Source organism: Photorhabdus hindustanensis (assembly GCF_002968995.1).
Taxonomy (GTDB): Bacteria; Pseudomonadota; Gammaproteobacteria; order Enterobacterales; family Enterobacteriaceae; genus Photorhabdus; species Photorhabdus akhurstii.
The window spans coordinates 1-13,113 of record NZ_PUWT01000018.1; the positions used below are offsets into that span (position 1 = coordinate 1).

Annotated in this window: 3 protein-coding genes and 1 pseudogene; all 4 read right to left on the reverse strand. The window is 48.9% G+C overall.

The features are described 5' to 3' along the window. Positions 1–2,366 (reverse strand): annotated as a pseudogene (locus tag C6H66_RS07205) (hemagglutinin repeat-containing protein); the annotation flags it as partial. Between the two features lie 1,480 nt (positions 2,367–3,846). Then, complete coding sequence (locus C6H66_RS07210; RefSeq protein WP_248000627.1) at positions 3,847–6,108, reverse strand: hypothetical protein; 2,262 nt, start codon at positions 6,106–6,108, stop codon at positions 3,847–3,849. Continuing rightward, positions 6,041–11,014 carry a two-partner secretion domain-containing protein gene (locus C6H66_RS07215; protein ID WP_105395216.1) on the reverse strand — a complete coding sequence of 1,658 codons (4,974 nt, stop codon included), beginning with the start codon at positions 11,012–11,014 and terminating at the stop codon, positions 6,041–6,043. Before C6H66_RS07215 ends, C6H66_RS07210 begins: the two co-directional genes overlap by 68 nt. Positions 11,015–11,073: 59 nt before the next feature. Next, positions 11,074–12,738 (reverse strand): ShlB/FhaC/HecB family hemolysin secretion/activation protein, encoded by a 1,665-nt coding sequence (locus tag C6H66_RS07220; RefSeq protein ID WP_105395217.1) that lies wholly within the window; start codon positions 12,736–12,738, stop codon positions 11,074–11,076. Between the last annotated feature and the right edge of the window lie 375 nt (positions 12,739–13,113).

Consider the following 13,113-nt stretch of genomic DNA (forward strand, 5'->3'; position numbering starts at 1 on the left):
CCGGCGTTGAGGGTGACGGTTTGTCCCGCATCCAGCGTAGTTTCATTATGGCTGACGCCGTTGCCGCTTTCACGGCCTTTGCCGTAGTTGACACTGGCGGAGAGGTTGATACCCGTGCCCCCCGGTCCGGCAGTGAAACCGACGCCTAGTGAACCACCGCGACTACTGTTTTTGCCGGTGGTCTGTTCGGTGTTCTGGCTGGATGAGAGCTGGATATCCCGGCTGGCATTGAGTTGCAGGTCTTTACCCGCCTGCAACTGGCCGCCCTGAATACGAATATCGCCGTTCTGGTCTGGAGCACCGGAAGCGGTGAGGGTGAGATTATCCCCGGTCATCAGGCTGCTGCCCTGTTGAGTGGTCTGGTGCTGTTTCAGTTCTGACCGGGAGGACTGGCTGCCGTAGGAGAGGTTGACGCCAACCAGGTTGTTGTTGGCTTTGTCGTCACCGCCTTTAGCGTTGGCCAGCCGAGCTGCCTGGACTGCCTGTACTCCGCTCAGGGCGGCTTTGGTGCCTTGTAAGGCTTTGATTCGGCTGTCACTTTCACTTCTGGCTGCTTGAACTGTTTGAACAGTGGAATTCAGGGCCCCGCCTGCTGTGCCGGACAGCGCCACGGTCAGGCCGCTTTGTTTCTGTTCGGTTTTGGTGACAGCGGTGTGATTGTTTTCTGCGCTGGTGATGTTAATGTTTTGACCGGAAAGTTGCATATCGCGGCCCGCTACCACATCACTGCCGTGAAGGTTGAGCTGTTTTCCGGCGCTGAATGTCACACTGCCCTGACTGCTGCCTACTGTGCTGCCTTTGTTGAGGTTGCTGTCGATGTCGGTAGTGGATTTTTGGCTGGCTTTGCCGACGGTGAAGCCGATACCGCCGGTCCCCATCAGGCCCGATTTTTTCTCTTGCTTGAAGTGCGTTTCATGACGGGCTTCATCAGCGGTAGTGACGGTGAGCTGATTGCCGGCGGCCAGATTAACATCCTGAGTGCCTGCGACGTTACTGCCGATGATGTTTAGGTCATTCCCGGCCTGTACAGTCACGCTGTCGCCACTGAGCGTGGTGCTCTGCGCCCGGCGTTCATGCACTTCGTCGTGGGTTTCGACGGAGGATTTGGAGAGTAAGCCCTTACTGGTCTGTTTGCTGTGTTCTATCAGGTCGGATGAAGCGGTACCGGCATCTAGAGTGAGGTTGTTTCCGGCCCGTGCCGTCAGTCGCTGACCGGCGTTCATGTTAGCTGCGGTGGCATTGAGGTTATTGCTCGCTCGCAGGGCTAGGTTGCCGGCAGTGCTTATCTGGCTACCAACGTCATGTTGTTGTGTCAGATGGCGATAGTTGTCGCTCCCCCAGTCACTGTTTTCCGTGCGATGAGTACGCAGGGTGTCCAGAGTCAGATCGAGTCCCGCGGTTATCTCTGTCTGGCTGTCTTTGCCGGCATTATCGACTTCACTAGCGGTGAGACGGATGTTGTTGAGGGCTTTCAACGACATGGTGCCGTTGTCATTTTGGACATAAATACCCGCTTGTCGGTCCAGCCAGCGGTCAGCACCTTCTCCGCGCAGGGTAGAGGTACTGATGATATCCCGGTTTGCCCGTGCGGAAACGTGGTCGCGGCCCCGAATTTGTCCGCCGAGGTTGGTGATGTCCTGCCGGGCGGTTAAATCCACTTTGCCGCTTTGGATAAAGCCGCTGTTGGTCAGATTGTTTGCTGTCAGTTTGGTGATTTCACGTCCGCTGATGGCGCCGCTGTTGGTGATATCTCCTCGGCTATTTATTGTCACGTTTTTGCCGGAGAGCAGGGCGCCGTCACCGGTCAAGTCGCCTTTATTCACGCGAGCGTAGACTTGTGGCACGGTCACGGTCTGTTTTGTGCCATCTGCCAGAGTCACGGTCCGGTTGGTCAACCAGATAATGTCTGAGGTGAGCAGTGCCATCTGTGACGGGCTCAGTGCAATACCGGGGGTAAGTTGTTGCCGTTTGCTGAAAGCAACGCCAGCTTCCATTAGTGCTTTGAACTGAGTTTCATCGTTGTTGTGTCCGGCCAGATAACGCTGTCCGGTCAGTTGGGTGATTTGCTCACGCACCAGGCGCTGTTCGTAGAACCCATCGCCCAGGCGTTTATGTGCCAGTGTTGGGTCAAGGGTTAATTGTTGTTGCATATAATCCGTACCCAGCCATTTTTTATACTGGGTGAATTTAGGGTCGGTTTCCACCAGGTAATGGCTGTCACTGCCCGGCTGTACGACAAACAGGCTGTTGTCCGGCAAGCGGGTATCTGGAGCAACGATGCGGATAAGCGGTTCGATGCTTTGGCCTTGGACGGTATCAGACGGTAGCGCCAGTTCAAATTGTTGGCCGGTTGGTAACACCAGCGGGCGCTCATCTAATGTAACACTGTTTGGTAGGGTGACAGTGGCAGGGGGGAGTACCCGTTCAGTTTGTTGAACTGGTGGAAGTACCGGGTGTTCAGTGAGTTCATCTCTGTTTGGTAGTGCCACTGTGCCGGATGATAATATCTGCTCAGTCTGTTGACTGGTAGACGGAAGTGTGGGGTGTTCAGGCAGGGTGTCCCGGTTTGGTAGTGCCACTGTGCCGGACGATAATATCTGCTCAGTCTGTTGAGCGGTAGGTGAAAGTGTTGGGTGTTCAGTGAGTGCATCTCTGTTTGGTAGTGCCACTGTACTGGATGATAATATTTGCTCAGTCTGTTGACTGGTAGGCGGAAGTGTGGGGTGTTCAGGCAGTGCGTCTCTGTTTGGTAGTGCCACTGTGCTGGACGATAATATTTGCTCAGTCTGTTGGCCTGTAGGAGAAAGAAATGGACGATCGATCGGTATGTCCCTGTTCGGTAGTGTGATGGCGTTGATAGTGGCGTTTGTGAACGTAACTTCACCGGCTTCCGCCATTCTTGAGGTCTGGTTAATCCCAGCTGGCGCGCTTTGAACATGGCTTTGCTGCCTGTCACCGATTGTTATGCCGGTGGAGTTTGGACGAGTGTTGCCCTGCCAGGCTAGGGCTTTCAGGTCAATGGTTTCGATTATCGGTGCTGGGTTATAGTCGTCCCAATCTTTTCCTTGGGAGGTTTTGGTTCCTCTGAATCGACGTTTTTTCTTTTTGGCATACCAACGGATTTCGCTACCTTCATCCGTGATGATACGTTCGCCTTTGGTGGCGTTATTGTGCAGCTCGTCAATATCACCCCCTAGTATTCCACCCGCTACAATCTGACTGTCGTCATTAGTCAGCATCGCGCTATTGATGGTCATATTACCCCCGGACAGGATTTTACCCGGATCACTCTCTTTTATCTGGGTTTCATTGATGGTACGGGTATATCGGTACTCGTAAAACTCATCATCACTGCTACCATCCGGCATAACAGCGGTATGTACGCCGTATTTGTTGCTGTAGGAAGTGTCTACTTGTGACCAATCATAGCGGGTAGTGTGGCCGCTCAATACTGCTTCATGACGCTGAGATTTTTCTGTTTCGACGATATGGGTGACCAAACCGTTGTTGGTATTTTTGATAATAGCGGCATCAATCTTTAGGTTACCTCCGGCCTCAATGGTTGCCGCATGGTTGCTGAGTCGGCCAGCTTGACTAGTAGCAGCTAGGTTTTCATCCAGTTGTCCACCAATGCGCATGTCACCCACGCTGTAAATTTGGGCATGGTTACTGTTGTTGAGGGTTCCGGTGCCGATATCTAATTGGTCCCGGGCGGCAATGACAGCGGCTTTGCCATCTTTCGCTGTGTTATTGAGAGTGCCAGTCTTTAGGGCTATTTGGTCACCGTAAATACGTCCGGTTCCAGTGTTGTCCAGTACTTTGGCGGTGAGATGGGTCTGTTCGCCGTCAATGAGTCCGGTGTTGGTCAGCGTGTTGCGGACGTTGACTTCGGTTTGCTTGGCACTGATTTCCGCGGTCTGGGTATTGGTGAGGTGGTTTGGCTCCCAGATGCAATGTTTGCCAGGCTTTAATTGTGCTGTTATTGATAATGTTGCCGTCGGTTTCCAGAGACAGCTTACCGTCGGCGGCGATGTTGCCGGTATTGTGGAAGTCCTGTTTTAATTTTACCTCCATATCGCCCTGTGATAAGGTCTGGCCGTCACCGCTCAAGGAGTTGGCTTTAATATTGACCATTTCACTCCCAATCAGTGTGCCTTGCTGGTTATTCACTGTCAGTTCCTGGGTTTCATCTTTGATGGTGAGTTGTTTTCCACCGGAGACGAGTCCTTGTTCGTTTTTCAGTGACTGGTTAATGATGGCTTGCAGGCGGTTGGTTCCCCGTAATGCGCCTTGGGTGTTATCCACTTGTTGAGCTTCAATTATCAGGTCTTGGGCTTCGATACCTTGGTCAAGGTGATTAGTCTCCCGGTTAATGAGTTCTGCTGTTTTGAGTGTCAGTTGGTGGTCACTGTGGATAAAGCCGCCAGTGTTATTCGTTTGTTTTTGTGCGTCAATCGTCGCGTCACCTATGGCGTTGACCTGCCCGCGGCGGTTGTCGAGCTGTAGGGTATTCAGGCTCATGGTGTCTGTTGACAACAGCTTACCGTCCTGGTTATCCGTATCGGTTTGCCCGGTGTCGATGGTGAGTTTTTTACCCTGAATGTGTCCGTGTTGGTTATCCAGTTTGCCGCTGGTTACCGTGGTGTTGCCATCGCCCATAATCTGGCCATGCTGGTTGTTCAGTAGCTGCCCGTTCGTGTCAATATTGACGGTTTTTGCTGACTTTAATGAGCCACTGTGGTTGGTAAGTGTTTGGCTATGAATGTCCAGTCCACTGTTGCCCGCAATTCGTCCTTTTTTATTGGTGAGAGTTGTACCGGTAATCTTAGTTTTGCCATCAGCGGCGATAAAACCGGCGTCGTTGTTTAACTCACCGATATCCAGTGTCAAATCTCCTTGGGCAGAGAATTTGCTTGATTTATCTTTATCACCTTGGTTATTCAGGCGTTGGCCTTGGGTGTTGAGGTTCAGGTTGCCATCAGAATCGACGGTGCCTTGTTGGTTATTGAATGCTTGGGTAGTGAGTTTTATCTGTTGAGCACCAGCAATAGTGCCCTGAGTATTATTCACGGCAGCAGTGTTCAGGGTGGTGATTTTACGACTAGTAATCATGCCGACCTGATTATGTAAATCACCGCTGGTAATGGATATGTCGTCTTGGCTGCGAATGCCGCCTTTATCAACACTGTTTTTATTGGTCAGGGAATGGCCGTGCGTATTGAGAGTCAGCTTACTTGCGGATTGCAACAAGCCGCCGCTATTGTCAGTTTGGTTCACCGATAATGTCAGCGCATCTTTTTCGCTGATGAGTGTTCCGCCTTGGTTTTTCAGTTCACCGCCGGTAACTGTTGTTGCTCCTGTACCGATGATCGCACCATCCTGATTGTCGATTTCACCGGTGGTCAGTGTCATAGTTCCTTTACTGATAACGCCTTTGGTCTTACCGCTTTTGGCGTTGGTCAGTTTCTCTCCGTGAGTATCTAGCGTCATGTTGCCGCCAGACTTTATTAGTCCACCGGTACTGTCTAACTTGCCGCTATAGAGTTGTAGGTTTTTCTTACTGACTATAGTGCCGGTTAGATTGCTTAATGTCTGTTTATGCGTATCAATATGTGTTTCATCGCTACGGATATATCCGAGATCATTGATGAGTTCACCTGTAATCAGTTTTAAGCCATCCAGTGCGAGGATTCCGTTAAATTTTCCACTATTGGTATTCGTTAGTTTCTGCTGTTGAGTATCTAGTTTCAGACTGGCTGAGGATTGTATTAGCCCGCTTTGGTTGTTGACCGCCAGTGTTGTCAGCTCGGTTTTTTTCTGCGAGATGATTTTACCGTCGGTGTTGTTGAGGTTTTGGCTGGTTAGCGTGGTTTCGCCTTGTGAATCTATCTTGCCGGCGGTGTTATCAATTTCACCGGCTTCCAGTATCAGGTCACTGCCGCTGAGTATGCCGTGTTTATCTCCGCTTTGAGTGTTAATCAGTTTCTGGCCGTGAGTGTTGAGTGAAAGGGTGGTGTTGGATTGCAACAGACCACCGGCGTTATTCAGTTCGCCGGTATTGAGTTCCAGTTGTTGATGCTTGCTGATGAGTGTTAATGCGGGTTTCATTACCACGAATATCGCCGCGGTCATTGATCAGTTTGCCGGTAGCCAGTTCTAAAGCATCTTCCGCGACGATCTTACCGCTAGTGCTGATCAGTTCATGCTGTTGTGTATCTAATTTCAGACTGGCTAAGGATTGTATCAGTCCACGTTGGTTGTTGACTGCTTGTGTTGTCAGATCGGCTTTTCCCTTCGAGAGGATTTTACCGCCGGTGTTGTTGAGGTTTTGGCTAGTTAGCGTGGTTTCGCCTTGTGAATCTATCTTGCCGGTGGTGTTATCAATTTCACCGGCTTCCAGAGTCAGGTCACTGCCGCTGAGTATGCCGAGGTCATTCCCGCTTTGTGTATTAGTCAGTTTTTGGCCGTGAGTGTTGAGTGAAAGAGTTGTTTTGGATTGCAGCAAACCACTCGTGTTATTCAGTTCACCGGTATTCATGGTGAGTTGTTGATGCTGGCTGAGCATTTTGCCGCTGGTATTATCAACGGCTCCTGTTGATGTCACGTTGAGCTGCTTATCGGCGATGACTCTTCCCTGTTGGTTATCGATGGTGCCCGCGGTTATTGTCAACTCTCCCTTGCTTGAGATCCCCTGTTTAGGCTGGCTGTTGCGGTTGGTTATTTTGCCTTGTTTCCCATCTAGAGTTAGGTTTTTATCCGCATGGATCCAGCCAGCTTTGTTATTGATGCCTTGAGCGGTCAGCTTGACATTGCCTGCACCGATTATGCCCCCGGTCTCGCCGCTGTTGAGGTTAGTCAGTAGCTCACCTTGTGTATCGAGTGTCAGATCACCAGCAGATTTCAACAGGCCGCCGCTGTTATCGGTTTTTTTCACGGTCAATGTGAGTGCGCTGGTTTCACTGGCGAGGGTTCCGCCTTGGTTTTTCAGTTCACCACCGGTAACGGTTGTGGTTCCTGTACCGATAATCACACCGTTTTGGTTGTTAATATCGTCAGTGGTCAGCGTCATATCACCGGCGGACTCTATTCTCCCGCCGGTACTGTTGAGTTTTCCGCTATCGAGTTTTAGGTTTTTCTTACTGGTTATGGTGCCAGCCACGTTATTTAGCGCTTGCTGATGAGTGTTAATGTGGGTTTGATCGCCACGGATAGATCCGCGGTCATTGATCAATTTACCGGTAGCCAGTTCCAAGTCATTTTCCGCGATGATCCTGCCGTCGGTGCTAGTCAGTTCATGCTGTTGTGTATCTAATTTCAGACTGGTTGCGGATTGTATCTGTCCACTTTGGTTGTTGACCGCTTGTGTTGTCAGATCGGCTTTTTTCCGCGAGAGGATTTTACCGCCGGTGTTGTTGAGGTTTTGGCTAGTTAGCGTGGTTTCACCTTGTGCATCTATCAGGCCAGCGGTGTTATCAATTTCACCGGCTTCCAGTGTCAGATCACTGCCGCTGCGGATACCACGTTTTTCTCCGCTCTGTGCGTTAGTCAGTTTCTGGCCTTGGGTGTTGAGCGACAGGGTTGTGCCGGATTTCAACAGGCCGCCGGTATTGTCAACTGTCCCGGATGTCACGGTGAGTTGTTTATCAGCTTCTACAGATCCTTGATGGTTATCAATAGCGCTTGCAGTCAGCGTCAAGTCTCCTGAGCTACGGATACCCTGATTAGGCAGGCTGTCGCGGTTGGTTATGGTTCCTTTCTGTCCGTCAAGGATCAGGTTTTTTCCCGCATGGATTAGGCCAGCATCGTTGTTAACGCCTTGGGTCGTCAGCTTCATGTTGCCTATGCTGATTATGCCCCGGTCTTTGCCACTGTTGGTGTTGGTTAGCAGCCCACCTTGCGTATCCAATGTCAGGTCACTAGCGGATTGTAGTAACCCGCCGCTGTTGTCAGTTTTGTTTACCGTTAATGTCAGGGGGCCGGTTTTGCTGACAAGTTTTCCTCGTTGGTTGTGGAGGTTTCTACCCGTTATCGTTGTCGTCCCTGTTCCAGTGATAGTGCCATCGTGGTTGTCGATCTCGCCTGTGGTTAAGGTCAGTGTTCCCTCGCTGATAACGCCACCGGTATCACCGCTTTTGGCGGTGGTCAGTTTTTCTCCGTGCGTGTCCAGTATCATATCGCCGGTAGATTCTATTTTCCCGCCTGTACTATTGAGTTCTCCGCTATCGAGTTTTAGGTTTTTCTTACTGGATATGGCGCCGCTTTGGTTGCTCAGTGCTTGTTGATGGGTATCAATGTTGATGCCATGACCAAGGATAACGCCTGCGTCATTAGTCAGTTTACCGCTGGAAATGCGTAATGAGTCTTTGGCAATGATACCGCCAGTTTTGCCACTGTCGGTATTGGTCAGGGCTTGGTTTTGAGTATCCAGCAACAGGCTTGACTCTGATTGGATCTGTCCACGAGTGTTATTTAATGCCTGTGTGGTCAATTCCGCCATCTGTTGTGATAAGAGTTGACCATCGGTATTGTCAACGCTACCGGCGTTAAGGGTGGTTTTTCCTTTAGCGGAAATAATGCCGGCGGTGTTGTTGATATCCCCGGTACGGAGTTCCAGATTGCCTTTGCTTAATATGGTGCCTTTTTGAGTCTCTTTTTTGTCACCATTTTTAGTGTCTTTCGTGTTAGTCAGTTTCTGCCCATGAGTATTGACTATCATGTCACTGCCAGATTGTAACAAACCAAACGTGTTATCCAGCTCACCGCTGTTTAGGGTGAGTTTTTCTTGGGCAATGACTTGTCCTGCGGTGTTGGTGAATTTATGTCCTTTGGTTTGGCTGTCTATCTGCTGAGCCAGTAATGATCCTTGATGGTTATTTAACGCCTGACTTTTTGTGGTGAGCGTCGTTTTGGCTTCGATTCGTCCGTCAACGTTTTCAATGTTTTTCCCAATGATCAGTTCTGTGCTGCCACCGGTTGCAGCGATTTTGCCCCGGCTGTTATCAAGCTGTGTTGCTGTGAGTTGGATATCTTGACCGGCTTCTAGCTGTCCATCTTGGTTATTCAGAGCGTCATTAACAGTCAGTTCCAAGGTGCCTTGTTTGGCTGCTATGATTTTACCTTTGCTGTTATCTAAGGTAGTGGCATCGATTTTCAGGTTGCCATTACCTTTAATCTCGCCATTTTGGTTATTCAGAGTCTTGGCAGTAAGGGACATTCTGTCCTTACCCTGTTGCTGCATTATTCCACTCTGATGGCTTAATGTGTCTGTTGTTATTGTAATTTTGTCGGCGGTAGTGACTGCTTTTTTGTTCAGTTGCAGGTTGTGGGCTTGTACATCCAGTTCACCATTGGAGAGCAGTTTGCCTCCGTCACCTATCCACTGATGGGTGTTGAGTGACAGTTTACCTTTACCGGCGAGTTGAATTGTCCCTCCTTCCGTGTTGTCCGCTTTCTCGTGGACGATTAGGTTCAGATCATTCCCGTTATTGGCGATTTTTCCATGACTGTTGTCCAGATTTCTTGTGGTGATAGCCAGTCGTTTCCCTTCATTGAGAATGGTCCCGCTGTGGTTATTCAGTGTTTGGGTGTTCAGTACCAGCTCGCCGTTGCCGGTTTGATTAATTTTCCCCTGCTTGTTGGATAAGTCTGGAGTAGTTAAGTTGATTTCTCGTGCTACCAGTGTTCCGCTGTCATTGTTAAATAGGCTTGGTGTTTTGGCTGTAAAGCGGTCAGCGGTGACTGTAGCGTTGGCGGTGCTAATCTCTTGCTGACTGGCAGTGAGTTGAATGTTGTTGGCAGAAGTTTGACTGCCGCTGAGATCAATCTTTTTACTCTGTACTTCCAGAGTATTGGTTGCCAGATTTTTTCCATTGGCCTGAATTTGCTGTTTGGCGGTCAGTGTCAGCGATCCGGGCAGCGTGGCTTTCCCTTTATCATCAATTCCGGCAGCCAGGATGCTGCCTTTGGCGCTCTGTATCGACTCCGCTTTGATTGTGGTGTTACTTCGTGCAGCGATTGTGCCACTGTTCTCAATCTGTCCATCAACCGTGATACGGACGTCACCGGCGGTTGCTCCGATGTGGCCGGCGTTACGTACCCCTACGCCAAACTCGGTACCCACCAGCACGATTTTATTGGCGTACATGCCACCGAGTGCGGCTACGTCCAGCGTAAATGATGGATTCTTGCTGCCGTCAGCAGTTTTTTTCTCAATATTTTGGTGAGCTGCATCAACGATATTACTTCCGGTTGTGATTTTTAGATCTTTCGCGTGCAGTTTGCCGTTGATTACCACCGAGCGGGCAATAATTTCGGTGTAATTTTGTTGTGAGCTGTCCAGTCCCAGGTCTTCAATGCGGACTTCTCCCCGCTCAATATCAAAGCCTTTCAGCCGGCCTTGTTCCATCATGGCTTGTCCCGTGGTGAGTGTTGCGCGATGGGCGTTAATGAATCCACATCCGTTGCAGGTGATACCCGCCGGGTTGGCAATAATAACGTCGGCTTTTTGTCCGGCGACTTCTATCCAGCCATTGAGTTTGCTGGTGTTAATGCTGTTCACTTCATTGAGAATAATTTTGGCTTCTGCTTTGGCGAGCCACGGATTTCCCGCCACCATGCCGCCCAGTTGAGTTTGGACAGCCTCGTGACTGTTGTTAAGAATGACACCTTGTTTATCGATATCAAATTGGGTGTAGGTATTATGCGAGATACCCGCGGCGTTAGGGGTTTGAATATCGATTTGTGGCGTACCGTTCGCGCTGTTCAGGATAGTCGGTTGTTGATTACCCGGCGCTTGTCCGTCGGCCACAATATTTGCTTGCGTTGTTAGGGAGATGCAGCCGGTTGCCAATAACAAACTTAGTCGTAACGTCGTTAACCGGCAAAGGCATTGTGATGATTGCCGACGACTACGGCGGCGTACCGTACTACCTTGCCCGGAGGTGGCAATATCAGACACGACCATCAGCATGTTCCGGGCTTTGTTAAAGATAATACGATACAGATGCTTGTTCATTGTTTTTCTCCACTAACACTTTTTATCTGTGATAACTTTGGCTGCGTTGTTATTTTGAATTAGTACTGCCAGTACAAACTGAATCCGGTGGTGACTGATGAGGTTTGAAAGCCATCCGGTTTGGATAGCGGGATACCGGCAAACAGGTCATAGCTCACGCCTTTAAGACTGCCGCGATAGCCTAGAATGCCGCCCGCCAGATGTTTTCCCAGACGTTGCTCATTTCCCGGCCCGCCGATTTCGCCATAATCCATGCCCAAATACAGGGATTGACCATTCAGTGGGGTTTGCCATTCCAGTTCGTTACGGCTGTACCAGCCATGATCTCCATTTAGCGTGCGTTCGCCGTCAAATCCGCGTACGGTCCAGCGGTTGCCGATTGAAAATTGATCCTGTGGCGTCAATGGCCTGGAGCTTATTTGGCGCAGGTACTGGGTTTTGTAGATGAATGGTTGAGAAAATAGGGTAAACGGCGCAGAAAGTGCCGCGGAAAACTGGGTTGTTTTAAGTAGGGCGGTTGCTGTACCGCGGATCTCTTCTTGTGCGGGCAGTGCCCCAAACCAGCGTGTTCCCTGTTGGTAAGTCACTCCGGCATCCAGGGTCGCTTTACCGATGTAGTGACGATGAGATAATCCCAATTTCCAGCCAGCCGTTTCCCGGTGCTGTACGCTAATTTCTAGGTCATTAATAAAACTCTTGGATGTGCGACGATAAATTTCACCATTAACCGAAGTTTTCTGGCTGGCGTTACGATGCAGGACTCGGCTGAGTTGGACATTCAGGTTTTTGCTTTTGCCACTGTATTTGTCGTCTCCATTTGGCCTGGCTACCTTTTGGTTGTAATCGTAATTACTGGCGGTGATGCCTGCCATCCAGTATCCCACCGGTAGGGAGTAGTGGATGGTATAGTTTTTGCTGCTGCGGCCAGAAGGGGAGTGAATATCACGCCCACCGGAAATATAAAATAGATCACTCAACGCAAGAGGATTATCCAGATATAAAGTTAATCCGCCTTGATAACGCCCGGTACTTTTAGAACCAGAATCATCCAGATAGGAGGCTAGCCGCCAATGTCTTGATTGACGCCAATCCAGTACGATATCGCTTTCTCCTAATTGCTCATTCGGTGCAATTTCCATGTTGGCTTGAACGGTAGGAAAACGTTGTAAATTTTCTAATCCTTGTTCGATATCCCGTAAATCAAGCAATTTTCCTTCACGGGGAGGGAATGTGGTTATCCGTTGGATATAATTATCGCTTTCAGCGGTATAGCGAATATGCCCAACTTTTCCCGGTAAGATCATCAGCTTTAATGTCTTGGAATTAAGATCCTGACTGGGAGCTAATACTCTGCTAGTAACATAGCCATGATTAATTAATCGGTTTTGTATCCGAGTCATTAATATATTAATCCCCTGGGTGCCCAGGCAGTGATTTTCTCCCTGTTGAGCTAAACGTTTTAAAGGTAACCAGTGAGGAAAATGTTCGGTGCCTTCAAGAACGACACGCGTAATAGGAAAACAGGGCGTATCGACAGGAAATTCAGAGGGTACTGCTGTTTCAGGAACAGACAGACGAATATCCTCTGGCGGCGGTGCTAATTGAGCCTCTAGGGCTTTCTGCCGTTCCTGTTGATGAATAAGTTGTTGATCTGATATTTCGGTAGCTTTAGCACTGATAGTAATAATAAGAAAGCTAGTAAAAACAATGGCCCTTTTTTGCATTATTCTTTGGCATCCCGCACGCGATATGTAATTTTTGGGGCGCTATTAATCATTAATTTAACTTAACAATCAATATATGGATTTATGTGTTGATATGATTGAGAAATACAGCTTGTTTTAAATTTATAATAAAAAACAACTAGATGTGTTTTTGTTGGAAAATGAGAAAGAATGGAAAATGCTTTATTAATTAATGGGTTATATAGCTAATGTCAGATGTTTATAATTTAATTTTATATATTGATAAATATGTGATGTGTGTCACTAAGAATATTGTTATTTAATTGTAGTTAAAGTAACAGTTGAAATTGTTTTTTTTCGGTATTGAGTGAATGAGTGATATTGTTTTTTCTGGATTATTAATTAATTAATTGT

Coding starts and splice junctions, on each gene's coding strand:
- C6H66_RS07210 (WP_248000627.1), bottom strand. CDS start 6,108: ATGAAACCCGCATTAACACTCATCAGCAAGCATCAACAACTGGAACTC.
- C6H66_RS07215 (WP_105395216.1), bottom strand. CDS start 11,014: ATGAACAAGCATCTGTATCGTATTATCTTTAACAAAGCCCGGAACATG.
- C6H66_RS07220 (WP_105395217.1), bottom strand. CDS start 12,738: ATGCAAAAAAGGGCCATTGTTTTTACTAGCTTTCTTATTATTACTATC.